This is a genomic window from Cellulomonas sp. P2_F12 (assembly GCF_056403775.1).
The window spans coordinates 821,567-846,404 of record NZ_JBFUEV010000001.1 but is presented as its reverse complement, the minus strand read 5'-3'; the positions used below and the strand labels follow the sequence as shown (position 1 = coordinate 846,404).

The 24,838-nt window shown below is 72.5% G+C and carries 21 protein-coding genes; 14 read left to right on the top strand and 7 right to left on the bottom strand.

Annotation, left to right across the window (positions count from 1 at the left end; translation table 11 throughout):
* Positions 1-150: 150 nt before the first annotated feature.
* The 5 genes from leuA to AC1DWH_RS03930 all read left to right on the top strand — a co-directional run bounded on the left by leuA (position 151) and on the right by AC1DWH_RS03930 (position 6,012).
* The gene (gene leuA, locus AC1DWH_RS03950) at positions 151-1,896 is read left to right on the top strand and encodes a 2-isopropylmalate synthase (RefSeq protein ID WP_456845513.1); all 1,746 of its coding nucleotides are present in this window, start codon (positions 151-153) and stop codon (positions 1,894-1,896) included.
* 230 nt (positions 1,897-2,126) lie between these two features.
* Positions 2,127-2,576 (top strand): NUDIX hydrolase, encoded by a 450-nt coding sequence (locus AC1DWH_RS03945; protein ID WP_477092558.1) that lies wholly within the window; start codon positions 2,127-2,129, stop codon positions 2,574-2,576.
* Positions 2,468-4,435, top strand: coding sequence for an HNH endonuclease (locus AC1DWH_RS03940; protein ID WP_477092557.1), 1,968 nt, complete (start codon positions 2,468-2,470; stop codon positions 4,433-4,435). The genes AC1DWH_RS03945 and AC1DWH_RS03940 overlap by 109 nt, the downstream gene beginning before the upstream one ends.
* 62 nt (positions 4,436-4,497) lie before the next feature.
* The gene (recO, locus tag AC1DWH_RS03935) at positions 4,498-5,229 is read left to right on the top strand and encodes a DNA repair protein RecO (protein ID WP_477092556.1); all 732 of its coding nucleotides are present in this window, start codon (positions 4,498-4,500) and stop codon (positions 5,227-5,229) included.
* Complete coding sequence (locus tag AC1DWH_RS03930) at positions 5,230-6,012, top strand: isoprenyl transferase (protein ID WP_477092555.1); 783 nt, start codon at positions 5,230-5,232, stop codon at positions 6,010-6,012.
* On the opposite strand, the gene AC1DWH_RS03925 is transcribed toward AC1DWH_RS03930, so the two are convergent.
* The 4 genes from AC1DWH_RS03925 to AC1DWH_RS03910 are packed head-to-tail and all read right to left on the bottom strand — an operon-like array spanning position 5,997 to position 9,216.
* On the bottom strand, positions 5,997-6,563 hold the full coding sequence (locus tag AC1DWH_RS03925; protein WP_477092554.1) for a DedA family protein: 567 nt from the start codon (positions 6,561-6,563) through the stop codon (positions 5,997-5,999). The genes AC1DWH_RS03930 and AC1DWH_RS03925 overlap by 16 nt on opposite strands.
* A 9-nt stretch (positions 6,564-6,572) precedes the next feature.
* Positions 6,573-7,517, bottom strand: a complete 945-nt coding sequence (locus tag AC1DWH_RS03920; RefSeq protein WP_477092553.1) for a metal ABC transporter permease — start codon at positions 7,515-7,517, stop codon at positions 6,573-6,575.
* Positions 7,514-8,290 (bottom strand): metal ABC transporter ATP-binding protein, encoded by a 777-nt coding sequence (locus AC1DWH_RS03915; RefSeq protein ID WP_477092552.1) that lies wholly within the window; start codon positions 8,288-8,290, stop codon positions 7,514-7,516. The genes AC1DWH_RS03920 and AC1DWH_RS03915 overlap by 4 nt, the downstream gene beginning before the upstream one ends.
* Positions 8,287-9,216: a metal ABC transporter substrate-binding protein gene (locus AC1DWH_RS03910; protein ID WP_477092551.1), complete on the bottom strand. Its 930-nt coding sequence runs from the start codon at positions 9,214-9,216 to the stop codon at positions 8,287-8,289. The genes AC1DWH_RS03915 and AC1DWH_RS03910 overlap by 4 nt, the downstream gene beginning before the upstream one ends.
* A gap of 162 nt (positions 9,217-9,378) precedes the next feature.
* Here AC1DWH_RS03910 and AC1DWH_RS03905 point away from each other — a divergent pair, with 162 nt between their 5' ends.
* The 6 genes from AC1DWH_RS03905 to dusB all read left to right on the top strand — a co-directional run bounded on the left by AC1DWH_RS03905 (position 9,379) and on the right by dusB (position 15,712).
* Positions 9,379-10,764 carry a glycine--tRNA ligase gene (locus AC1DWH_RS03905; protein ID WP_456846820.1) on the top strand — a complete coding sequence of 462 codons (1,386 nt, stop codon included), beginning with the start codon at positions 9,379-9,381 and terminating at the stop codon, positions 10,762-10,764.
* Positions 10,765-10,898: 134 nt separating this feature from the next.
* Positions 10,899-11,855: an ABC transporter ATP-binding protein gene (locus tag AC1DWH_RS03900; RefSeq protein WP_477092550.1), complete on the top strand. Its 957-nt coding sequence runs from the start codon at positions 10,899-10,901 to the stop codon at positions 11,853-11,855.
* A complete protein-coding gene (locus tag AC1DWH_RS03895; protein WP_477092549.1) occupies positions 11,852-12,646 on the top strand; it encodes an ABC transporter permease in 795 nt (264 codons plus the stop codon). Before AC1DWH_RS03900 ends, AC1DWH_RS03895 begins: the two co-directional genes overlap by 4 nt.
* Positions 12,647-12,696: 50 nt before the next feature.
* Entirely contained in the window at positions 12,697-13,905 is a 1,209-nt protein-coding gene (locus AC1DWH_RS03890; protein ID WP_477092548.1) for a sensor histidine kinase, read from the top strand.
* On the top strand, positions 13,902-14,513 hold the full coding sequence (locus AC1DWH_RS03885; protein ID WP_477092547.1) for a response regulator transcription factor: 612 nt from the start codon (positions 13,902-13,904) through the stop codon (positions 14,511-14,513). The genes AC1DWH_RS03890 and AC1DWH_RS03885 overlap by 4 nt, the downstream gene beginning before the upstream one ends.
* 14 nt (positions 14,514-14,527) lie before the next feature.
* Positions 14,528-15,712 carry a tRNA dihydrouridine synthase DusB gene (gene dusB / locus AC1DWH_RS03880; protein ID WP_477092546.1) on the top strand — a complete coding sequence of 395 codons (1,185 nt, stop codon included), beginning with the start codon at positions 14,528-14,530 and terminating at the stop codon, positions 15,710-15,712.
* A gap of 4 nt (positions 15,713-15,716) precedes the next feature.
* Here dusB and AC1DWH_RS03875 read toward each other — a convergent pair whose 3' ends face one another.
* Positions 15,717-16,589, bottom strand: coding sequence for a carbohydrate kinase family protein (locus tag AC1DWH_RS03875; RefSeq protein ID WP_477092545.1), 873 nt, complete (start codon positions 16,587-16,589; stop codon positions 15,717-15,719).
* A gap of 65 nt (positions 16,590-16,654) precedes the next feature.
* Between AC1DWH_RS03875 and AC1DWH_RS03870 the strand changes: the two genes are divergently transcribed.
* Both AC1DWH_RS03870 and AC1DWH_RS03865 read left to right on the top strand, forming a co-directional pair.
* Positions 16,655-18,925 carry a M28 family peptidase gene (locus AC1DWH_RS03870; protein ID WP_477092544.1) on the top strand — a complete coding sequence of 757 codons (2,271 nt, stop codon included), beginning with the start codon at positions 16,655-16,657 and terminating at the stop codon, positions 18,923-18,925.
* A 56-nt stretch (positions 18,926-18,981) separates the two neighbouring features.
* The gene (locus AC1DWH_RS03865; RefSeq protein ID WP_477092543.1) at positions 18,982-20,424 is read left to right on the top strand and encodes an alpha-amylase; all 1,443 of its coding nucleotides are present in this window, start codon (positions 18,982-18,984) and stop codon (positions 20,422-20,424) included.
* Positions 20,425-20,462: 38 nt separating this feature from the next.
* Here AC1DWH_RS03865 and AC1DWH_RS03860 read toward each other — a convergent pair whose 3' ends face one another.
* A complete protein-coding gene (locus AC1DWH_RS03860) occupies positions 20,463-22,199 on the bottom strand; it encodes a glycoside hydrolase family 13 protein (protein ID WP_477092542.1) in 1,737 nt (578 codons plus the stop codon).
* A gap of 82 nt (positions 22,200-22,281) precedes the next feature.
* Positions 22,282-23,382 carry a LacI family DNA-binding transcriptional regulator gene (locus tag AC1DWH_RS03855; protein ID WP_477092541.1) on the bottom strand — a complete coding sequence of 367 codons (1,101 nt, stop codon included), beginning with the start codon at positions 23,380-23,382 and terminating at the stop codon, positions 22,282-22,284.
* A gap of 163 nt (positions 23,383-23,545) precedes the next feature.
* Between AC1DWH_RS03855 and AC1DWH_RS03850 the strand changes: the two genes are divergently transcribed.
* On the top strand, positions 23,546-24,793 hold the full coding sequence (locus tag AC1DWH_RS03850; RefSeq protein ID WP_456845479.1) for a sugar ABC transporter substrate-binding protein: 1,248 nt from the start codon (positions 23,546-23,548) through the stop codon (positions 24,791-24,793).
* The last annotated feature ends 45 nt before the right edge of the window (positions 24,794-24,838 follow it).

Here is a 24,838-nt window from a genome sequence, read left to right as displayed (position 1 = left end):
CGGGCCCCGCGTGTGGGGGTACGGTGACTTCGTGCTCGCAGTCACCCTCCTTCTTCGCTGCCGCGACGAGGCCCTCTAGGCCGCATCCTCGTCGCGGTGTCGTGTGTGCCGGCTGACTCCCCGCCGAACCGCCCGAAGGACGAGAAGACCATGACCTACCTGGAGACGAGCGCACAGCAGCCGTCGTCGATGCCGGTGCACAAGTACCGCCCCTTCCACGAGCAGATCCGTGTCGAGCTGCCCGACCGCCGCTGGCCCGACAAGCGCGTCACGCAGGCACCTCGCTGGTGCGCCGTGGACCTGCGCGACGGGAACCAGGCGCTGATCGAGCCGATGAACCCCGCCCGCAAGCTCGAGATGTTCGAGCTGCTGGTGCAGATGGGCTTCAAGGAGATCGAGGTGGGCTTCCCGTCCGCCTCGCAGACCGACTTCGACTTCGTGCGGATGCTCATCGAGGAGAACCGCATCCCCGACGACGTCGTCATCCAGGTGCTGACACAGGCGCGCGAGCACCTCATCGAGCGCACGTACGAGGCGATCGCGGGCGCCAAGCAGGCGATCGTGCACCTGTACAACTCGACGTCCACCCTGCAGCGCGAGGTCGTGTTCCGCTCGGACGAGGACGGCATCGTCGACATCGCCGTCTCCGGCGCCCGGTTCTGCAAGAAGTACGAGGAGCTCGTCCCGGACACGGACGTGTACTACGAGTACTCGCCCGAGTCGTACACCGGCACCGAGCTGGAGTACGCGCTGCGCATCTGCAACGCCGTGCTCGAGGTCCTGGAGCCGACGCCGGACCGCAAGGTGATCATCAACCTGCCGGCCACGGTCGAGATGGCGACCCCCAACGTCTACGCGGACTCGATCGAGTGGATGAGCCGCAACCTGCGCTACCGCGAGAGCGTCGTGCTGTCGCTGCACCCGCACAACGACCGCGGCACCGCCGTCGCCGCCGCCGAGCTGGGCTACCTGGCCGGGGCCGACCGCATCGAGGGCTGCCTGTTCGGCAACGGCGAGCGCACCGGCAACGTCTGCCTGGTGACCCTGGGCATGAACCTGTTCAGCCAGGGCGTGGACCCGCAGCTGGACTTCTCGGACATCGACCACATCCGGCGGACCGTCGAGCGTTGCAACCAGCTGCCCGTCAACGAGCGGCACCCGTACGGCGGGGACCTGGTGTTCACCGCGTTCTCCGGGTCGCACCAGGACGCGATCAAGAAGGGTCTGACGGCCCTCGAGGAGTCCGCGGAGCGCCAGGGCAAGACGGTCGACGACGTCGTGTGGGCCGTGCCGTACCTGCCGATCGACCCGAAGGACGTCGGCCGGTCGTACGAGGCGATCATCCGCGTGAACTCGCAGTCCGGTAAGGGCGGCATCTCCTACCTGATGAAGTCCGAGAAGGACCTGGACCTGCCGCGCCGGCTGCAGATCGAGTTCTCGCAGGTCGTGCAGAAGCACACCGACCAGCACGGCACCGAGGTCACGGCCGACGAGCTGTGGCACATCTTCAACGACGAGTACCTCCCGGTCGAGCCGGGCAGCCCGTTCGCGCCGTGGGGCCGGTTCTCGCTGCGCGGCACGCGGGGGACCAGCGTCGAGGACGGTCCCGACACCCTCGAGGTCGACCTCGTCGACCGCGGCGTCCGGCGCACGCTCGAGGGCTCCGGCAACGGTCCGGTCGCCGCGTTCGTCGCGGCCGTGAAGACCCTCGGGGTCGACGTGGCCGTGCTGGACTACGCCGAGCACGCCCTCTCGTCGGGCGGCGACGCCACGGCCGCCGCCTACGTCGAGTGCGCGATCGGCGACGAGATCCTCTGGGGCGTCGGCATCGACCCCTCGATCACGACAGCGTCGCTGAAGGCGATCATCTCGGCCGTCAACCGGCACGAGCGCTGACCTCGCAGCACTGACCTCCTGGCCCTGCCCCGCGGCCGCGACACCGCCTGCCGCCCCGGGGCGCGCCCGGCCGTCCGTCGGCGACCCCGACGACGGCCGCGCGACCGCTCGCGCCGCCGACCCTCGCCCGCTGGCCCGTCACCACCCTCGACGGATGCGGGGCGACGAGGTGTCGGCGGCGCGGCCGGGTCGGGCCTCCGGTCTCGCCGGTCCGGTCTACGGTGGCTGCCGTGCGCTTCCAGGTCGTCCCCGCCGCCTACGTCGTCCTCCGTCGCGACGACCAGGTCCTGCTCCAGCTGCGGCGCGGGACCGGCTACATGGACGGGCACTGGGCGTGTGCGGCCGCCGGGCACGTCGAGCGCGACGAGTCTGTGGTCGCCGCCGCGGTCCGCGAGGCGCGCGAGGAGCTCGGCATCGACGTCGATCCCGCCGACCTCGTCGGGCTGACAGGCATGCATCGGTCGAACGGGACCGGCGACCCGATCGACGAGCGCGTGGACTGGTTCTTCGAGTGCCGCCGATGGACGGGCGCCCCTGCTCTGCAGGAGCCCGACAAGGCCGCTGACCTGCGGTGGTTCGCCCTCGACGCGCTGCCCGACCCCGTCGTGCCGCACGAGCGGGCGGTGCTGGACGCGCTCGCGCACGGCGGCGTGCCGGTGGTCATGACCTTCGGGTTCTGATCTCGGCTTTCGTTGCGCGGCTCGGTTTCAGGCTGTGGACAGCTCCGACGAATCGAACGCATGTTCGATACGATCGTCGTGTGACAACCACTCCGGCCGAGACGACGCGCGCGGCCATCGCGTCGGTCGGCGGTGCGTGCGCGTGTGCAGCGACGGCGCGCCACACCACGGCGCTCGGCGCGAGTGTCGCTACCGGGTTCGGTGTCGACGTGGCGGCGTTCGCGGTTTCCTCTTCCGCCGCGGCCACCCCGGATGCCGCAGGTCGCCCCGCACCCGTCGACGCGATCGAGGTAGGGCGATGGCGTCGCGAGCTCATGCGAGGGCTCGACGGCATCGAGGAGGGCATCGACCTCCCGGAGGGCGGCAGCGACGTGGGCGGTGGTGCCGCGGAGCCGAGCGCGGCGCTGGTGGACCTGATTGCCGGGCTGGAGCGCCTCAAGGCGGCGGCGTGCGCGCTCCAGGCGGAGGCGGCGGCCGCGCTCGACCGTGCGGAGCGAGAGCGACAGGCGCTCGCCGGCGTGCCGACGAGGCGGCGGGGACTGGGAATCGCCGCGCAGGTGGGCCTGGCGCGGCGCGAGTCGCCCCACCGCGGCGCGGCTCTGCTCGGAGCCGCGAAGGCGTGGCTCTCGGAGATGCCGCACACGTTCGGAGCACTGCGCGCGGGCTGCCTCTCGGAGCACGCCGCGATGCTGCTGGTCCAGGAGACCGCCTGCTTGGAGGTCGAGGATCGCCGCGAGGTCGATGCGCTGCTCTGCGCCGATCCCTCGGCTCTGGTGGGTGTCGGGACCCGGCAGCTCGTGGCCTCGGCGCGGGGGCACGCGGCGCGTCTCGATCCGTCCGCCGTCGTGCGGCGAGCCCGGCGCGCGGCGTCGGAGCGCTGCGTGACGTTGCGGCCGGCCCCGGACACGATGACGTACCTCACGGCGCTGCTTCCTGTGGCGCAAGGTGTGGCGGTCTACGCGGCACTCTGTCGCGCGGCCGACGCGGCGGTTGCCGCCGGCGTCCCGGAGGACCCACCGGACGCGGGGAACCAGGTCGGGCGGGCGGCAGCGCGCCGGGGTCGCGGGCAGATCATGGCGGACACCCTGGTGGAGCTGGTCACGGGTCAGTCGAGCGCGTCGGCCGTGCCCATCACGGTGAACCTCGTGCTCAGTGACTCGGCGTTGCTCGGCACCGGGCACGAGTCCGCGCACCTGCCCGGTGGTGGCCCGGTGCCCGCGCAGGTGGCCAGGGAGCTCGTGGCCGCCGGGATCGACGCCGACGCGGCCTGGCTGCGACGGTTGTACGCCGATCCCGGTGGTGACCTGGTCGCGATGACCTCCCGCTCGCGGTTCCATCCTGACGGCTTGGCCGAGTTCCTACGGATCCGCGACCAGGGGATCTGCCGAACGCCCTACTGCGGTGCACCCGGCCGGCAGATCGACCACATCGTCCCGGCCGCCTCCGGTGGGGCGACCACTGCCGACAATGGCGAAGGCCTCTGTGTCGCCTGCAACCTGGCGAAGGAGGCGCCGGGGTGGTCGCGCCGGCCGGTCCAGCGGGCCGGACCTGGCCACACGGTGCTGACGACGACGCCCACCGGTCACCAGTACCTCAGTCGAGCCCCGAGCCCGCCGCTTCCGAGCCGGTCGAGCTCCGGCGCCGGCGTGCGAGTGCCACCCCGCCGTCGGTCGGTCGAGGGTACGAGCGGGGCTTCGGCGATCGCCGCGGACGTCCGCGGGCGAGACGGGCGATCCGCGAACGTTGCACGCGAAAGGCGCCCGGCGATCGGTACGGCCGCACGCGAGCGCGACGGGCGCTCGGTGATCGACGCGTGCTTCTCGGCGCTCACCGCCGAGTACGCGGACTTCGCCGCCTGATCGGCGCCGCTCGCACCCGCGCGCCGACGTGGTCTGTCGGTGGTGCGGGGGACAATGGCGCAGTGAGCCTCTACCGCGACGAGGCGATCGTGCTGCGCACCCACAAGCTGGGGGAGGCCGACCGCATCGTCACCCTCCTGACCCGGTCGCACGGCAAGGTCCGTGCGGTCGGCAAGGGTGTACGCCGCACCAGCTCCAAGTTCGGGTCGCGCCTCGAGCCGTTCATGTACGTCGACCTGCAGCTGAGCACGGGCCGCAACCTCGACATCGTCACGCAGGCCGAGACGCTGGGGCCGTTCGGGCGGCGGATCTGCGAGGACTACACGCTCTACACCGCCGGCACGGTGATGCTCGAGACGGCGGACCGCCTGGTCGAGGCCGAGCACGAGCCGTCGCTGCAGCAGTACTGGCTGCTGGTCGGCGCGGTGAAGGCGCTGGCCTATCGCGACCACGCCCCGGGTCTGGTGCTCGACTCGTACCTGCTGCGGGCGCTCGCCATGGCCGGGTGGGCGCCCAGCTTCACGGACTGCGCGCGCTGCGGCGAGCCCGGTCCGCACACCGCCTTCGCGGTCGCGTCGGGCGGGGCCGTGTGCCGCGCGTGCCGGCCCCCGGGCGCGGCGGCGCCGGCGCCGGAGACGTTCGAGCTGCTCGCGGCGCTGCTCGGGGGAGACTGGGCCGTCGCCGACGCCAGCGCCGAGCGGCATCGTGGCGAGGGCAACGGTCTGGTCGCCGCGTTCTGCCAGTTCCACCTCGAGCGCCAGCTGCGCTCGCTGCCGATGGTCGAGAGGGTCTGAATGCCGGTCCCACCCCCGCCGCACCCGAGCGGCGAGCGCGCTCCCTCGATCCCGAAGGAGTTCGTGCCGCGGCACGTCGCCGTCGTCATGGACGGCAACGGCCGCTGGGCCAACGCCCGCGGGCTGCCGCGGACCGCCGGGCACGCCGCCGGGGAGGCCTCGCTGCTCGACGTCGTCGCGGGAGCGATCGAGGTCGGCGTCGAGTACGTGTCGGCGTACGCGTTCTCCACGGAGAACTGGTCGCGGTCGCCCGACGAGGTCCGCTTCCTCATGGGCTTCAACCGGGACGTGCTGCGGCGGCGGCGGGACCTGATGAACTCGTGGGGCGTGCGGGTGCGCTGGGCGGGTCGGCGGCCGAGGCTGTGGCGCTCGGTGATCAACGAGCTCGAGACCGCAGAGGAGCTGACGAAGAACAACTCGACCGTCACGCTCACCATGTGCGTGAACTACGGCGGACGGGCCGAGATCGCCGACGCCGCGCAGGCCATCGCGAGGGACGTCGCGGCCGGCCGCGTGAGGCCGGACAAGGTCAACGAGAAGCTGTTCGCGCGCTACCTCGACGAGCCCGACCTGCCCGACGTCGACCTGTTCCTGCGCTCGTCGGGTGAGCAGCGGACGTCGAACTTCATGATCTGGCAGGCGGCCTACGCCGAGCTGGTCTTCCTGGACGAGCCGTGGCCCGACGTCGACCGGCGGCACCTGTGGCGGGCGGTCGAGACGTACGCGCGCCGCGACCGGCGGTACGGCGGGGCGGTCGACAAGCCGGGTCAGACCTCGGCCTGAGCGGGCTCCTGGGTCTGCGCCAGGCGCGCCCGGCGCAGCAGTCGGCGGCGCACGAACCACACGATCGCGGCGACGAGCAGGACGGCCGCCCCGAGCAGGGCCCAGGGCGACTGCGCGAACAGCGCCAGCGCGCCCCACACGGCACCGAACCCGACGGTCGCCCACACCACCGCCCAGACCAGCGCGCCGGGGATCGAGGCGAGCGAGAAGCGCAGGTAGGGCATCTTGATGAGCCCGGCCGACGCGAAGATCGCCGTCTGGAGCCCGACGGTGACGTAGGCGAGGGTGACGGCGATGGCACCCCACCGACGCACCAGGTCGAGGCCGCGCTGCGCCGTGCGGGTGTCGGTCCAGGCCTCGAGCCGCAGCATCGTGGCGTGCCACCACCCGGGGGCGGCCTCGGTCTCGTGCACGGCCTGCGCGCCCCGGACCACGCCGCGGCCGGCCCAGTAGGTGGCGTGCGAGCGCGCGAGGACGATGGCGAAGAGCACGACCACGGCGATGCCGAGGGAGACGCCTCCCAGGCCATAGGCGTCGCGCACGTGGGTCACAGGGCGATCCTACGGTGCAGGTGAGGTAGGCCTAACATCGTGCACGTCGTCGACCAGCAGCACGTCGTCCACCATGTCGGGGTGCGGGTCGCGCGGGGGCTGCGGGCGCGAGAGGACGGGCTTCAGGCTCGCGGCGACGGCGTAGACCAGGATCGCGAGCACGACGATGGTGGCGCCCGGCGGGATGTCCTGCCAGTACGTGAGCACCAGCCCGGCGACGCTGACGACGACGCCGACGATGCTGGCCAGCGTCATGGTGCTGCTGAACGACCGCGCGAACAGCTGCGCGATCGCGACGGGCACGATCATCAGCGCGCTGACCAGCAGCAGGCCGACGACGCGCATCGCGATGGTCACCGTGAGGGCGGCGATGACGGCGACGATCATCGACAGGAAGCGCACCGGCAACCCGCTGGCTCGCGCGAACTCCTCGTCGTGGCTGACCGCGAACAGGGCGGTCCGCAGGCCGATGCCCACGCTCAGCACCAGGGCGGCGAGCCCGACGGTCCACCACAGGTCCGTGGTCGAGACGGTCGAGATGGAGCCGAACAGGTAGCTGATGAGGTTGGCGTTGGTGCCGCCCGCGACCTTGATGAGCAGCACGCCGCCCGCGATGCCGCCGTAGAACATGAGCGCGAGCGCCAGGTCCCCGCTGGTCCGGCCACGCTCGCGCACGAGCTCGATGACGACGGAGCCGACGATGGCGGCGATGACGGCGCCGGGCACGGCGAGCGCGTCCTGCGGCACCAGCCCGGCCCAGCTGCCGACGAGCCAGCCGAGCGCCACGCCGGTGAGCGCGACGTGCCCGATGCCGTCGCCCATGAGGGCCATGCGGCGCTGCACGAGGAACGTCCCGACGACGGGCGCGCAGGCCCCGACGAGGATCGCCGCGATCAGCGCCCGCTGCATCAGGGGCGACGTCAGCAGCTCGACCACCTGGTCCCACGCGGTCACGGGTTCACCTCCACGGACAGGGACGGACCGCTGGGCGGCACCTCGGGGTCGGAGTGCGCGTGTGTGTGGTCGTGCCACTCGCCGGCGTGCTCGCCGCGGGCGCGGGGCGGTGCGCCGTCGTGCGCGACGCGGCCGTGCCGGAGCACGATCGCCCGGTCGATGAGCGGCGCGAACGGGCCGAGCTCGTGCAGGATCACGACCACCGTGGTGCCGGCGTCGTGCAGGCGGCTGACGGTGTCGACGAACGTGGCTTGCGTGGGGATGTCGATCCCCGACGTGGGCTCGTCCAGCACGAGCAGGTCGGGGTCGCGGACCAGGGCGCGCGCAATGAGCACGCGCTGCTGCTGCCCGCCGGACATCTCCTGCACGCGCTGGTGGGTGCGGTCTCCGAGGCCGACGTCGGCGAGCGCGTCGAGGGCCCGGCGCCGGTGCCCCCGCGGCGGGCGCAGCGACCGGCCGTGCAGCAGCCCGGAGGTCACCACCTCGTACGCGGTGGCCGGGACGCCCGCGGCGGCCGGGAGGCGCTGCGGCACGTAGCCGACACGGTCCCACGGGGCGGTCGGCCCGAGGTCCGTGCCGAACAGCTTCACGGTCCCGGCGGTGCGCGGGATCACGCCGAGCAGGGTGCGCACGAGCGTCGACTTGCCGGACCCGTTGGCGCCGAGCAGGGCCAGGACCTCACCGGCGGGGACCGTGAGGTCGATGCCGTCGAGGATCGGCTGCCCGCCCAGGGTCACGCCCAGGCCGGAGGCCTCGATCACGGGTGCGCTCACGAGCAGGACAATGCCACGCGGAGGGCGTCGAGGTTGCGCTCGGCGATCGAGAAGTAGTCGTCGGCGGGATCCGCGAGCCCCTCGACGGGGTCGAGCACCGCGCTGTCGATGCCGAGGTCGTCGGCGAGCGTCTCGGACACCTTCGGGCTCACCAGGCTCTCGAAGAAGATCGTGCTCACGTGCTGGTCGCGGACGAGCTTCTCCACCGCCGCGAGCCGGGCGGGGGACGGCTCGGCCTCGGGGTCGATCCCGGAGATCCCCACCTGGGACAGGCCGTACCGGTCCGCGAGGTACCCGAACGCGTCGTGCGAGGTGACGAACGTGCGGGTCTCGCACGCGGCCAGCCCGCTGGAGTACGCGGCGTCGAGGTCGGCGAGCTTCTGGTTCAGCTCCGCGGCGTTCGCCTCGTACTCGGACGCGCCCTCGGGGTCGATCGCGGTGAGCTGCTCCGCGACGTCGTCGACGACCGACGGCAGCCGGCTGGGGTCGAGCCAGAAGTGCGGGTCGAGGGTGCCGTGCTCGTGCCCCTCGTCGGCCCCGTCCTCGTGCCCGTGCTCCTGCTCGGGCGTCATCAGGGTCGTGTCGTCCGCCGCGTCCACGACGTGGGCGGGCGAGGTCTGCGCGACGGCGTCGTCGACGGCGGCCTGGAAGCCGGACAGGGTCACCACCAGGTCGGCGCGGTCGATCCGGGAGACCTGGGCGGGCGAGAGCTCGACGTCGTGCGGCTCGGCCCCGGGGGGTGTGAGCGAGCGGACAGTCACCCGGTCGCCGCCCACCTGCTGCGCCACGAACTGCAGCGGGTAGAAGGACGCCATCACGTCGACCGTGCCCTCGGCGACGCCGGAATCGCTCGCGCACCCCGCCAGCAGCAGCGGGACGAGGGCGACCGGGGCGAGCAACCGGGCTCGTCGGGACACGATGGACATGACGATCATTCTCAGTTGGACGAGAACCATTGTCAAAACGACCCCGCCGGATGACCGGTAGCCTGGGCTGCGCTCGACTCTTGCTCAACCGCGGCGACGCCGCTGCGGTCCATCCGCCCGCGACACCCAGCCGCGGGCGCCACCACCCTGGAGTGATCGATCGTGGCTGCACCCTCCCGCCTGGACTCCGTCGTCTCCCTCGCCAAGCGGCGCGGGTTCGTCTTCCCGAGCGGCGAGATCTACGGCGGTACCCGCTCGGCGTGGGACTACGGACCGCTGGGCGTCGAGCTCAAGGAGAACATCAAGCGCCAGTGGTGGCGCACGATGGTGACCAGCCGCGACGACATCGTCGGCCTCGACTCCTCGGTGATCCTGCCCCGCCAGGTCTGGGTCGCCTCCGGCCACGTCGGCGTCTTCACGGACCCGCTGACGGAGTGCCTGAACTGCCACAAGCGGTTCCGCGAGGACCACATGCTGGAGGAGTTCGAGGAGAAGAAGGGCCGCGCCCCCGAGCACGGCCTGGCGGACATCGCGTGCCCCAACTGCGGCACGCGCGGTCAGTGGACCGAGCCGCGCGACTTCAACATGATGCTCAAGACCTACCTCGGCCCCGTCGAGGACGAGTCCGGCCTGCACTACCTGCGGCCCGAGACCGCGCAGGGCATCTTCGTGAACTTCGCCAACGTGTCGACGACGAGCCGCAAGAAGCCACCGTTCGGCATCGGCCAGATCGGCAAGTCGTTCCGCAACGAGATCACGCCGGGCAACTTCATCTTCCGCACGCGCGAGTTCGAGCAGATGGAGATGGAGTTCTTCGTCGAGCCCGGCACCGACGAGACCTGGCACCAGTACTGGATCGATCAGCGCACCGACTGGTACGTGGACCTCGGCATCAGCCGCGACAACCTGCGGCTCTACGAGCACCCGGCCGAGAAGCTGTCCCACTACTCGAAGCGCACCGTCGACATCGAGTACCGCTTCGGCTTCCAGGGCAGCGAGTGGGGCGAGCTCGAGGGCATCGCCAACCGCACGGACTTCGACCTCAAGACGCACACCGAGCACTCGGGCCAGGACCTTTCGTACTTCGACCAGGCGACCGGCACCCGCTACGTGCCGTACGTCATCGAGCCCGCCGCCGGCCTGACGCGGAGCCTCATGGCGTTCCTCGTCGAGTCCTACACCGAGGACGAGGCGCCCAACACCAAGGGCGGGGTCGACGTGCGCACGGTGCTCAAGCTCGACCCGCGCCTGGCCCCGGTCAAGGCCGCGGTCCTGCCGCTGTCCCGCAACGAGTCGCTGTCGCCCAAGGCCCGCGACCTGTCCGCCGAGCTCCGCAAGAACTGGAACGTCGAGTTCGACGACGCCGGCGCGATCGGCCGCCGGTACCGCCGCCAGGACGAGATCGGCACGCCGTTCTGCATCACGGTCGACTTCGAGACCCTCGACGACCAGGCCGTCACCATCCGGCACCGCGACGACATGACACAGGAGCGCGTGGCCCTGGACAAGGTCACCGGCTACCTGGCGCAGCACCTCGTCGGCGCCTGACGCGTCCGACCACACCGACGACGCCCGTCCCGCTCGCGCGGGGCGGGCGTCGTCGTATCCGCATGACATCCGTCATGCCCGGCTCGTGACGGTCGGCGGGGGAGCGGCCCGCGCCCGTCGGCCAGGATCGAGCCATGACCTTCACCGACACCCTTCCCACACCGGCCCCGGCCGGCTCGGGACCGCTGGCGATCGAGCTGCGCGGTCTGCACAAGTCCTTCGGCACCGTGCGTGCCGTCGACGGGATCGACCTGGCGATCACGCCGGGTGAGGTCGTCGCGTTCCTCGGCCCCAACGGCGCCGGCAAGACGACCACGATCGACATGCTCCTCGGCCTGGCCCAGCCCGACGCGGGTTCGGTGTCGGTGCTCGGGCTCGACCCCAGCCGCGCGATCGCCGAGGGCCGGGTCTCGGCCGTCATGCAGACGGGCGGCCTGCTCAAGGACCTCACGGTGGGGGAGACGGTCGAGCTGACCGCGTCCTTCTTCCGGTCGTCCCGGACCGCGCAGGAGGTGCTCGGCCGCGCGGGGATCGCCGACATCGCCGACCGCCGGGTGGGCAAGTGCTCCGGAGGGCAGCAGCAGCGGCTCCGGTTCGCGCTCGCGCTCCTGCCGGACCCGGACGTCCTGGTGCTCGACGAGCCGACCACCGGCATGGACGTCGAGGGGCGCCGCGACTTCTGGACGGCCCTGCGGGCGGACGCCTCCCGCGGCCGGACGATCCTGTTCGCGACGCACTACCTCGAGGAGGCCGACGCGTACGCCGACCGGATCGTGCTGGTCAGCCACGGGCGGATCGTCGCCGACGGGTCGGCCGCGCAGGTCAAGAACATGGCCTCGGGCCGCCTGGTCACCGCGACCCTGCCGGACCTCAGCCCCGCCGAGAGTGCCGCCCTGCACGCGATCCCCGGCGTGCAGTCCGTCGAGCTGCGCCGCGACCGCGTCCTCGTGCACACGTCGGACTCCGACGGCGTCGCACGCCACCTGCTCACCGCCACCGCGGCGAGCGACGTCGAGATCACCGCCCGCGGGCTCGAGGACGCGTTCCTCGCCCTGACCGGCGACAACCACACCCCTGGGAGTGCAGCATGAGCGCCGCAGCCACGACCGTCGCCACCGCCCGCGCGACGGACCGTGCGCCCCGCACGGGACTGATCAACGGACCGTTCGTGTCCATCGAGCTGCGCCGCCTGCTGCGCAACCGCCGCACGGTCATCTTCACGCTGATCATGCCGCCGGCGTTCTTCCTCATCTTCGGCACGGCCGACGCGTACACGACCCAGTCGGTGGGCAACGCCAACGTCACGGCGTTCATCATGGTGTCGATGGCGCTCTACGGCGCGATGCTGGCCACCACCAGCGGAGGCGCCAGCGTCTCGGTCGAGCGCTCGCAGGGGTGGACCCGTCAGCTGCGGCTCACGCCGCTGCGGCCGGCCACGTACGTGTTCACCAAAGTGGCGGTCGCCATGGTGATGGGGCTCGCGGCGGTCGTCGTCGTGGCCGCCGTCGGGCTGCTGAGCGGCGCGACGGGGGACACCAGCGCGCTCGTCGCCTCCCTCGGGCTGGCCTGGGTCGGCTCGGTCGTCTTCGCCGCCTTCGGGCTGTTCATGGGGTACCTGCTGCCGGCGGAGAACGTCATGCAGATCCTCGGCCCGGTGCTCGCTCTCCTCGCGTTCGCGGGCGGCCTGTTCGTCCCGCTCGGCGACGGGCTGTTCGCCGACATCGCCAAGGTGGTCCCCACCTACGGCCTGGCCGAGATCGTGCGGGCGCCGCTCACGGGTGAGACGCCGAGCATCTGGGCCGTCGTCAACGTGGTCGGCTGGGCGGCGGTCTTCGTCGGCGGAGCGGCCTGGCGGTTCCGCCGCGACACGGCGCGGGTGTGACCCGCACGGCGACGGATCCCGGTGACCGTCACCCGGCTAGCGTGGGCGCCGTGAGGCGTCGCGCGGAGCCGGGTGACGGCATCTCCGTGCCCAAGGACGAGTGGCCCAGCTGGGGCGGCCGGCTCGCGTACGCCTCGGAGGCGGACGGCATCGCCCGGCCGCGCACCCGCAAGGTGATGCGCGTCGTCGGCCCGGCCATGGGCATCGTCTGGGCGGTGTTCCTGCTGCAGCCGTGGCAGGCCGCGTGGGCGGCGTCGCCCGGGATCGAGCGCACCCTGTCGCTCGTGGCGATCGCGGGCCTGGCGGCGAGCTTCGCCTGGGTGGTGCTCACCCGGGCCGGGCCGCACGGCAGCCGGCTGCCGCACCCGCACACCGGCGTGGTGCTGGTCGGCCAGGTCGTGCTCGTGGGCGTCTCGACCCTGGCCGCGGAGGAGCAGGGGCTGGTCGGCCTCGTCTTCGTCTGCGTCTCCGCGATCTTCCTCCTGCGCGACCCGCGGGCCCTGCTGGTCGCCGTGTTCTCGTGCGTGCTCATCCTCGTGGTCCCGCGCCTGGTGCCGGGCTGGGACACCATCGACGACCTCGTGATCTCGGTGATCCTCGCCTCCGTCGCGGTGTACGGGTTCACGCAGCTGGTCCAGCGCAACCGCCAGCTCGCGCTCGCGCAGGACGAGGTCGCGGTGCTGGCCGTGGAGCGGGAACGCGAGCGCATCGCGCGCGACATGCACGACATCCTCGGTCACTCGTTGACCGTGATCGCGGTGAAGGCGGAGCTGGCCGGGAAGCTGTTCGACGTCGACGCCGACCGCTCACGGGCCGAGATCGCCGAGGTGCAGGCGCTGGCCCGGTCCGCGCTCGCGGACGTGCGCGGCATGGTCTCGGCCACGCGCGCGGTGACGCTCGCGGGCGAGCTGGCCGGCGCGCGGCAGGCGTTCGACTCCGCGGGGGTCGAGGCGGACGTGCCCGGCACGGTCGACCAGGTCCCCGAGGCGCTGCGCGAGCTCTTCGCCTGGGCGCTGCGGGAGGGCACGACGAACGTCATCCGGCACTCGGCGGCGTCGCGGGTGCGCGTCACGATGACCGCGGACACGCTCGTCGTCGAGGACGACGGCTTCGGGCCGGCCACCACCGAGGTGGTGCCCGGCAACGGGCTGCGCGGGCTGACGGAGCGCGCGCGAGAGGTCGGCGCGCACGTCGAGGTGTCCGCGAGCCCGCTGGGCGGCTACCAGCTGCTGGTGACGACGAAGAACGGTGCTCGGTGATCAGACTGCTGCTGGCCGACGACCAGGCCCTGGTCCGCGGAGCCCTGGCCGCCCTGCTCGACCTCGAGTCGGACCTCACGGTGGTCGCGCAGGTGGGCCGTGGCGACGAGGTGGTGCACGCCGCCCGCGAGAACGCCGCCGACGTCGCCCTGCTCGACGTCGAGATGCCGGGCATGGACGGCATCACGGCCGCCGCCGAGCTCAAGGCCCGGTTCCCCACGTGCCGCTCGCTCATCGTCACCACGTTCGGCCGCCCCGGGTACGTCCGGCGCGCGCTCGACGCCGGGGCCAGCGGGTTCGTGGTCAAGGACACCCCGGCGGAGCAGCTGGCGGACGCCGTGCGGCGCGTGCACCGGGGCCTGCGGGTGGTCGACCCGGACCTGGCCGTCGAGTCGCTGGCGGTCGGCACGAGCCCGCTGACCGACCGCGAGCGGGACGTGCTCGTCGCCGCGGCGAACGGCGGGACGGTCGCGGACATCGCCCGCGAGACGTTCCTGTCGGAGGGCACGGTGCGCAACTACCTGTCGGCCGCGATGGGCAAGACCGGCGCCCGGACGCGTGCCGAGGCGGTCCGGCTGGCGCAGGAATATGGCTGGTTGCTCGGCTGAGGGACACTAGGGGCATGACCCTGACGACTCCTGCGGTTCCGGCGCGCCCCGGCGCCGTCCTGCCGCCGTTGCGCATCGGTCCGCTGACGATCGACACGCCGGTCGTCCTGGCGCCTATGGCCGGTGTCACCAACGCCGCGTTCCGGCGCCTGTGCCGCGAGTCCGGTGCCGGTCTGTACGTCGCCGAGATGGTGACGTCCCGCGCCCTGGTCGAGCGCGGCGAGGAGTCGATGCGGATCATCTCGCACGAGCCCGACGAGCGTCCGCGCTCGGTCCAGGTGTACGGCGTCGACCCCGCGACGGTGGGCGCCGCGGTCCGGCTCATCGCCTCCGAGGACCGCGCCGACCACGTCGACCTGAACTTCGGCTGCCCGGTGCCCAAGGTCACGCGCCGCGGCGGGGGAGCGGTGCTGCCCTGGAAGCGGGACCTGTTCCGGAACATCGTCACGGCCGCGGTCGACGCGGCGAGCCCGTACGGCGTGCCCGTCACCGTGAAGATGCGCAAGGGCATCGACGACGACCACCTGACCTACCTCGAGGCCGGCCTGGTCGCGCAGGAGGTCGGTGTCGCGGCTGTCGCTCTGCACGCCCGCACCGCCGCCGACTACTACTCGGGCACGGCCGACTGGGACGCGATCGCGCAGCTCAAGCAGGCCGTCACCGAGATCCCGGTGCTGGGCAACGGCGACATCTGGTCGGCCGAGGACGCGCTCGAGATGGTCGCGCAGACCGGCTGCGACGGGGTCGTCGTCGGCCGCGGCTGCCAGGGCCGCCCGTGGCTCTTCGCCGACCTCGCGGCCGCGTTCGCGGGGTCCGACGAGCGGATCAAGCCCGGCCTGGGCTATGTCGCGACGATCGTCCGCCGCCACGCCGAGCTGATGGTCGAGCACTTCGGCGACGAGGGCAAGGCGCTGCGCGAGATGCGCAAGCACATGGCCTGGTACTTCAAGGGCTACGTCGTGGGCGGCGAGACGCGCGCCGCGCTCGGGCTCGTGTCGACCATGGCCGAGCTCGACGAGCGCCTGGGCCGGCTCGACCTCGAGCAGGGCTACCCGGGCGCCGGTGCCGAGGGCCAGCGCGGCCGCGCCGGCTCGCCCAAGCGACCGCTCCTGCCGTACGGCTGGCTCGACTCGCGCGAGCTGTCGGAGGAGTTCGCCAAGGCGCTCCACGAGGCCGAGCTGAGCGTCTCGGGCGGCTGACGCCTCACACGCGCCGGACCTGCACCGCGACCCGGTCGAGGGCCTCGCGGTCGGCGGACGGCGCCCCGAGGTCCCGGGTCGTGACGGCCAGGGCCCCGGTCGCCGAGGCGCGCGCGAGGCACGCCTCCACCGGCAGCCCGTCGAGGACCCCGCTGAGCAGGCCGGCGAGGAACGCGTCGCCCGCGCCGTTGGTGTCCACGACCTCGTCCACCGGCGCGGCCGGCACCTCGATCCACCCGTCGGCGTCGAGCGCGAGCGCGCCCGCGCCGCCGTCGGTGCACACCGCGAGCCGGCACCCGCGGGCGACTGCGTCGCGCACGTAGGCCCGCGGGTCGGTCAGCCGGGCTGCGCTCACCAGGAGCACGTCCGCGGCGGCCACGAAGTCGCGGGGGTAGTCGGCAATGCCGTCGTCGTCGTGCACGTCGCACCACACCGGCACGCCGGCCGCCCGGGCGGCGGGCAGGAGCGGGCGGCTGTGGTCGGCCAGGTCGAGGACGGCGACGTCGATCCCGTCGAACGACGGCACCGGCCCGGGCGCCGGCGCGGGCAGCTCGAGGTAGATCGAGACGCGCGACCCGTCCTCGGCCATGAGGTTGACGTGCCGCTCGGTCGTCTCGACGGGCTGGGCGACGACGGCGATCCGCGGGTGCGCGAGCGCCGCGCGGACGAGCCCACCCTCCCGGTCGTCGCCGAGGACCGTGCGGAGCGTGACGTCGACGCCCAGCGCCGCCAGCGTCAGCGCCTTGCCGGCCGACGTCCCGCCGAGGCCGTCGTGGTGACCGCTCGCGAAGAGGGTCTGCGACCGTGGTTCGGGGAGGGCGGGGAGCCGGACGAGGGTGTTCCAGGACGCGGGACCGTTGACCAGGACGCGAGGCACGGACCCCACCCTAGGAGCGGCGTGGTGGTGCCGAGCGCGACGGCACAGCAGGGATCATGAGGCCCGTGAACGTGACGACGAGGTCCCGTGGCCTCTCCCTGCTGAGCCTTCTGGTCCTCGTCGCGCTGACCGTGATCAGCCTCTGGACCGTCTGGCCACCGGCGCCCGCCCCGTCGGACGCCCCCGCCGACGAGTTCAGCGCGCGGCGCGCCTTCGAGCACGTGCAGGCGATCGGCCAGGAGGTCCACCCGGCCGGCAGCGACGCGGCCGGCGACGTCCGCGCCCACATCGTCGACACGCTCACCGACCTCGGCCTGGACCCGGAGGTCGTGGACGGTGTCGGCGCGACCGGCGCCCTGGGCAGCGGGTACGGGCTCGCCGCCGTGAAGAACGTGGTCGTCGTGCTGCCCGGGACGGACTCGACCGGCCGGCTGTTCATGGTGGCCCACTACGACTCGGTGCAGGTGTCCTACGGCGCCAACGACGACGGCGCCGGCACCGCGACCCTGCTCGAGACGGTCCGCGCCCTGCGCGAGGGGCCGGCGCTGAAGAACGACGTCGTGCTCGTGTTCACGGACGCCGAGGAGGCGTGCCTGTGCGGCGCCGAGGCGTTCGTGCACGACGACCCGCTCGGCGCCGACGGTGGCGTGGTGCTCAACTTCGAGGCCCGCGGCGCGTCGGGCCCGGCGATCATGTTCGAGACGTCCCGCGGCAACGCCGCCCTGGTCGACGTCTACTCGACCGTGCCGCACCCGGTCGGCAGCAGCATGGCGGTCGAGGTCTACCGGATCCTGCCCAACGACACGGACTTCACGCCGTTCCGCGAGCAGGACCGGTTCACCGGCCTCAACTCGGCCTACATCGACGGCTCGGCCGTCTACCACTCGCCGGAGGACCGGCCGGAGTACCTGGACCTCGCGAGCCTCCAGCACCACGGCTCGAACGCGCTCGCGCTGGCCCGGCACCTGGGGAACGACGACCTCGCCGCACTGAGCGTCCCGTCCGCGGACGACGCCACGTACTTCCTGGTGCTCGGGGAGCTCGCGCGGTACCCCGGCTGGCTCGTGTGGCCGGTCGCGATCCTCGCGGCGCTCGCCGTGGCCGCCCTCGGCTGGCTCTCGGTCCGTGCCGGTCTGCTGCGCGGACGTCGGCTGGCTGCCGGGTTCGCCTGGGCGCTGGGGCCGATCGTGGCGGCCGCCGTCGTCGCGCAGCTGTTCTGGATGCTGCTGGTCGCGCTGCGGCCCGGGTACGGCGAGATGCTCGACCCCTGGCGGCCCTGGTGGTTCCGCGCGGCGCTGATGGCCCTCGTCGCGACCGTGCTGCTGCTCTGGTTCGGCGCGCTGCGCGGGCGACTCGGTGCCCCGGCGCTGGTGATCGGTGCGCTCGGGTGGCTCGCGGTGCTCGGGCTGGTGCTGGCCGCGGTCACGCCCGGGGGCTCGTACCTCGCGGCCCTGCCTGCCCTCGCTGGCGGCGTCGGCGGGATCGTCGCGCTGCGCCTCGGCGACACGGGCCGGGTCGTGACGGCCACCGTCGTCGGCGCGGTCGCCGTCGTGGTGCTGGCGCCCATCGTGCTGCTCTTCCTGCCCGCGCTGGGGCTGGCGACGGGTGCGGCGCCCGCCCTGTTCGCCGTGCTGCTGGGGCTGGCGCTGCTGCCCGTCGTGGACCGGCTGGTGCCGAGCGGCCGCCGCACTCTGCTCCCCGCGCTCGTCGCCGGTGCGCTCGCGATCGTCTGCGTCGGCGCGGGCCTGGTCGTCGACACCTTCGACGCGAAGCACCCGCTGCCCACCCAGCTGATGTACGCGCTCGACGCCGACTCCGGGCAGGCCTGGTGGGTCAGCTCCGAGGTCAGCCCGAGCGACTGGACCAGCCAGTTCGTCTCGGAGCACCAGGACGTCCACACGACGTTCCCGCTGCTCGGCACGGGCGTCTGGACCGGGGCAGCCGAGGCCGCGGACCTGCCGGCGCCCGAGGTCACGACGGACTCCGACACCACCGCGGACGGGGTCCGGACGCTCGAGCTGACCGTGGTGCCGCAGCGGCAGGTCCGCCTGGTGGGGATGCACATGGCCGACGCGGGGGTGCGGACGGCCGAGGTCGAGGGCCGTGACGTGCCGGTCTCCGACGGCACGTTCGACGTGGTGTTCAACGCGCCGCCTCAGGACGGTGTGCACGTCACGCTCACCCTGGACGCCGACAAGGACGCCGAGCTGCGGGTCGCCGACGGCAGCGACGGGCTCGAGGACCTGCCCGGATTCCGGCCGCGACCGTCCGGCGTCGGCATCGAGGGGTCGCACACGTCCGAGCTGGTGCTGGTGGGAACGACCGTCACGTTCTAGGGTGTGGCGTCCTGCAAGTTGCTGCAATGCTTTGCAGCCCGCCCCGGATGGTGACGATGACGCACCTGACCGCTCGAGCGACCGCCCTGGTCGGCGCTCTGCTCCTCGTCGCGGCGTGCAGCGGGACACCCGAGCCGTCGGCGTCCCCGCCCGACGGCGGCGGTCACGACGTCGGCGTCGAGATGTTCCAGTGGACGTGGGACTCGATCGCGACGGAGTGCACGGACCACCTCGGGCCGGCGGGGTACGCGTGGGTGCTCACCAGCCCGCCGCAGGAGCACATCCTCGGGGATCAGTGGTGGACCGCGTACCAGCCCGTCAGCTACCAGGTGGAGTCGCGGCTCGGCACGCGTGAGCAGTACGCGGCCATGGTGCAGACGTGTCACGACGCCGGTGTGGACGTGTGGGCCGACGCGGTGATCAACCACATGACCGGCCAGGACTCCCCGGGCACGGGCTGGGCGGGCTCGTCGTACTCGCACTACGACTACCCCGGGATCTACACCGACGCCGACTTCCACCACTGCGGGCTGACGGCGAACGACGACATCGTCGACTACAAGAACGCCGCCCAGGTGCAGACGTGCGAGCTGGTGAACCTCGCCGACCTGGCCACCGAGACGGACCACGTGCGGTCCACGATCGTCGCCTACCTGCAGGACCTGGTCTCGCTCGGCGTCGACGGCTTCCGCATCGACGCCGCCAAGCACATGCCGCCCGCCGACATCGCCGCGATCGTCGCGCAGCTGCCGGAGGGCACCGGCATTGCGCAGGAGGTCATCCGTGGCGGCGGCGAGCCGATCACCCCGGAGCAGTACACGGGCAACGGGAAGGTCTACGAGTTCGCCTGGGGCAAGGACGTCCAGGGGGTCCTCGCCGGGTCGCCCCGGCTCGCGCTCGACCTCGGCACGACGGGGGCCTACCTCCCGTCCGACGACGCGATCGTCTTCGTCGACAACCACGACACCGAGCGCAACGGCTCGACGCTCAGCTACGCCGACGGCGCGCAGTACGCGCTGGCGAACGTGCTCATGCTCGCGAGCAGCTACGGGACGCCCGCGGTCTACACGGGCTACGCCTTCTCCGACCGCGACGCCGGCGCGCCCCAGGACGCGGACGGCCGCGTGCTCGACGCCGCGTGCGGCGACGCCTCCGGTCCGGACGCCGACCTGTCGGACGGCGACTGGGTCTGCCAGCACCGCTGGCCGCAGATCGAGGGCATGGTCGGCTGGCGCAACGTGGTCGGCGACGCGCCCACGGTCGACGAGTGGTCCGACGGCGACGCCGTCGCGCTCGGCCGCGGGGAGCGTGGCTTCGTCGTCGTCAACGCGGGCGACGCGGAGCTGCGCACGGAGCTGGCGACCAGCCTGCCGGACGGCGACTACTGCGACGTGCTGTCGACGCAGGAGTGCGCGTCGTCGACGGTGAAGAACGGAAAGCTCACCGTCGTCGTCCCGGCCCGCGCGGCCCAGGCGTGGGACGTCGTGCACCGACCCTGAGCGGAACGGCCCCGCCGCAGCGGGGCCGTTCCTGCAGGTCAGGCCGTGAAGCGGGCCCAGACGGTCGCGTCGGAGGGCACCAGCACGGACCCGTCCGCCTCGACGGCGGGGTCGATCGACGCCAGCAGCACCTCGGCGCCCGCGGGCAGCGCGACCGGCTGGGCACCCAGGTTGGCGACGACCAGCACGTCCCGGTTGACGAACGCCATGACATCGTCGCCCAGCCCATGCAGCCACTCCATCCCGCCGGACCCCATGTCCGCCTCCCGGCGCAGCCGGAGCGCCGCACGGTAGGTCTCGTACGTGGAGCCGGCGACGCCGCGCTGGGCGTCGAGGGCGTAGGACGCCCAGGCCTCGGGCTGCGGGAGCCAGGTCACGCCGGTGGGGGAGAACCCGAACCCGGCCTCGTCGGACGACCACGGCAGCGGCACGCGGCAGCCGTCGCGACCGCGCTCGGCGCCGCCCGTCCGGAAAAAGGCCGGGTCCTGGCGCAGGTCGTCGTCGAGCGCGGTGTGGTCGGGCAGCCCGAGCTCCTCGCCCTGGTACAGGTACGCCGAGCCGGGAAGCCCGAGCATGAGCAGCGAGGCGCAGCGGGCGCGGCGCAGGCCCAGGGCCTCGTCGGGCTGCTCGTCGCCGTGCCCGATGCCGTTGGGCCGCGTGCCGGGCTCGGCCAGGCCAAGGCGGGACGGGTGCCGGACGACGTCGTGGTTGGACAGCACCCACGTGGTCGGGGCGCCGACGACGTCCGCGGCGCGGTAGGAGGCCTCGACGACCGTGCGCAGTGCCGGGGCGTCCCAGTGCGTGGCCAGGAACGCGAAGTTGAAGGCCTGCTGCATCTCGTCGGGCCGGATGTAGCGGGTCAGCCGGGACAGGGGCTCCACCCAGGCCTCGGCGACCAGCGCGCGGTCGCCGTCGTACTCGGCCAGCACCCGGTTCCAGGCGCGGTAGATGTCGTGCACGCCGTCCTGGTCGAACATGGGCCCCTGGTTGCCGGCGCCCGAGACGGTGTCGGTCGGCTCCACGTCGTCCGACCCCTCGATCATCGAGACGTGCCCCTCCCAGTCCGGCAGGCCGGGTGCCTTGACCATGCCGTGCGCGACGTCGATGCGGAAGCCGTCGACCCCGCGGTCGAGCCAGAAGCGCAGGACGTCCTCGAACTCGGCGCGGACCTCGGGGTGCTCCCAGTTGAGGTCGGGCTGCCGGGAGTCGAACAGGTGCAGGTACCACTCGCCCGGCGTGCCGTCGTCGTTCGTGGTCCGGGTCCAGGCCGGCCCGCCGAAGATCGACTGCCAGTTGTTGGGCGGCTCGGTGCCGTCGACGCCGCGGCCCTCGCGGAACAGGTACCGCGCGCGCTCGGGCGACCCGGGCCCGGCGGCCATCGCCGCCTGGAACCACTCGTGCTCGTCGGAGGTGTGGTTGGGCACCAGGTCGACGATCACGCGCAGGCCGAGGCCGTGCGCGCGCTCGAGCATCGCATCGAAGTCGGCGAGCGTCCCGAACAGGGGGTCGACGTCGCGGTAGTCGGCCACGTCGTAGCCGGCGTCGGCCTGCGGGGACCGGTAGAACGGCGAGAGCCAGACGGCGTCGACGCCGAGCTCGGCCAGGTGGTCCAGGCGCGAGGTCACGCCGGGCAGGTCGCCGATCCCGTCGCCGGACGCGTCCGCGAACGAGCGGGGGTAGACCTGGTAGATCACGGCATCCCGCCACCACTCGCCGTCCGGGGATCCGGCGGCATGCACCACGGTGCGCAGGGGTCGGGTGTCGGTCGTCGTCATGCGGGCATGCCTCACTTCGGGGGGTCGCACTAGGGGGGAGGCGCCGTTGCCGGGCAGCGAGCGTCGAGCGCTCGAAGTCCGGTCAGAGTACGGCGGGAGCCTGAGAGGTCACAGCGGCCGAGGTCAGCGCGGGTGCGGCCCCCGTCGAACCACGCACGATGAGCTCCGGGTGGAACTTCAGCTCGGTGCGGGACGCGGGTGCCCCGTTGATCTCCGAGACCAGCGCCGAGACGGCGGCGTGGCCCATCGACAGGACGGGCTGGCGCACCGTGGTCAGCGGCGGGTCGGTGAACGCGATCAGCGGGGAGTCGTCGAACCCGACCACCGACAGGTCGCCCGGCACGGACAGCCCTCGCGAGCGGGCCGCTCGGATGGCGCCGAGCGCCATGAGGTCCGAGCCGCAGATGATCGCGGTGTGGCCGGAGTCGATGAGCTCGAGAGCGGCGGCCTGGCCACCTTCGACCGTGAACAGCGTGGTGACCACGTGGCCGTCGGGCTCGGTGACGCCCAGGTGGCGTTGCAGGTTGACCGCGAACTCCACCCGTTTGCGGGCGGCGGGCACGAAGCGCTCGGGCCCGATGGCTAGGCCGATCGAGCGATGCCCGAGCGAGACCAGGTGGCGGAAGGCGAGGTCCAGCGCCGCCGAGTCGTCCGTGGAGACCGACGGGGCGTCGACGCCCTCGGCGAACCCGTTCACCAGCACGATCGGCATCCCACGGCTGCGCAGGCGGTGGTAGCGCTCCTTGCTCGCCGTCGTGTCGGCGTGCAGCCCGGACACGAAGACGATGCCGTCGACCGCGTGCTCGAGCAGCATCTCGACGTACTGGTCCTCGGTGGTGCCGCCCGGAGACTGCGTGCAGAGCAGCGGCGTGTACCCGCGCTCGGTCAGCATCGTCTCGATGACCTGCGCGAACGCCGGGAACACGGGGTTCGACAGCTCGGGGACCACCAGGCCCACCAGGCCGGCCGAGCGGGTGCGCAGCTTCTCTGGCCGCTCGTAACCGAGCACGTCGAGGGCCGCCAGCACGGCTTGACGCGCTTGGGCCGACACGCCGTGCTTGCCGTTGAGAACCCGAGACACCGTTGCCGTGCTGACGCCGGCCTGCTCGGCCAGATCCGTCAGACGGGTGCGCACAGGCGGCAGCGTAGGGGACACCGGACCTCCTCGTCCGTAGTCGTTCATGAAGGTCCCCCCGGGGCGTGTCGAGCACCCGCTGGAACCGTTGCCTGAAAGTTACCGTAACGACTTGCAAGCGCCGCCGCAACGACGCTAACTTCGGCGATATCAGGCCAGCGTCGGTGGGATCCCGCCGCACGCCGGCACACCCCACAGACCCTCCTTGGAGATGACGATGCGACGGAGCATCCCTGTCCTTGCCGCGGTCGCCGGCCTCGCCCTCACGCTCACGGCGTGCTCGGGCTCGGGCGGCGGCAGCGACGAACCGACCTCGGGCGGCGAGACCTCGGCCGCAGCCTCGGGCACCATGACGATGTGGGTCGACGAGACCCGCATCGACTCGTTCAAGCCGATCGTCAAGGAGTTCGAGGCCGAGACGGGCGTCACCGTCGACCTCGTGCAGAAGATCTCCGCCGACATCAAGAACGACTTCATCTCGCAGGTGCCGACCGGCACCGGCCCCGACGTCGTCATCGGCGCCAACGACTGGCTCGGTGGCTTCGTCACCAACGGCGTGGTCGCCCCGGTCGAGCTCGGCGACAAGACGGACGGCTTCGCCCCGTCGGCCATCCAGGCGTTCGCCTACGACGGCCAGCAGTACGGCGTCCCGTACGCGATCGAGAACATCGCGCTGGTCCGCAACAACAAGCTGCAGCCGGAGACCACGGCCACGACGTTCGACGACCTCATCACCGAGGCCAAGACCGCCGGCACCCAGTACCCGATCCTCATCCAGCAGGGTCCGGACACGGGCGACGCCTACCACCTGTACCCGCTGCAGATGTCGTTCAACGCCCCCATCTTCAAGCAGTCGTCGGACGGCTCGTACACCGCCGAGCTCGGCCTGGGCGGCCCCGAGGGTCAGGCGTTCGCGACCTACCTGGCCAAGCTCGGCCAGGAGAAGGTGCTCGACCCGCAGATCACGGCCGACATCGCCAAGCAGGCGTTCCTCGACGGCAAGTCGCCGTACATCGTGACCGGCCCCTGGTACACCACGGACTTCACCAAGGCCGGCATGGACATCTCCGTCATCCCGATCCCGAGCGCCGGTGGCTCCGAGGCCAAGCCGTTCGTCGGTGTCCAGGGCGCCTACATCTCCGCGAAGTCGAAGAACCAGGTCCTGGCGAACGAGTTCGTGACGAACTTCCTCACGACCGAGGCGGTGCAGACCGAGCTCTACAAGTCCGGCGGCCGCAACCCGGCCCTGACGGCCGCGGCCGACAAGGTCGAGGACCCGATCCTCAAGGGCTTCAACGAGGTCGGCTCCACCGGCGTCTCGCTGCCGACGATCCCCGAGATGGACGCGATGTGGGAGTTCTGGGGCTCGACCGAGGTCCAGATCATCAGCGGCGCAGCCGCCGACCCGGTGGCCGCGTGGAACACGATGGTCGCCAACATGCAGAGCAAGATCGGCTGAGTGCGGGAGCACCCCGCCGCCGGCCCACGTGTCGGCGGCGGGGTG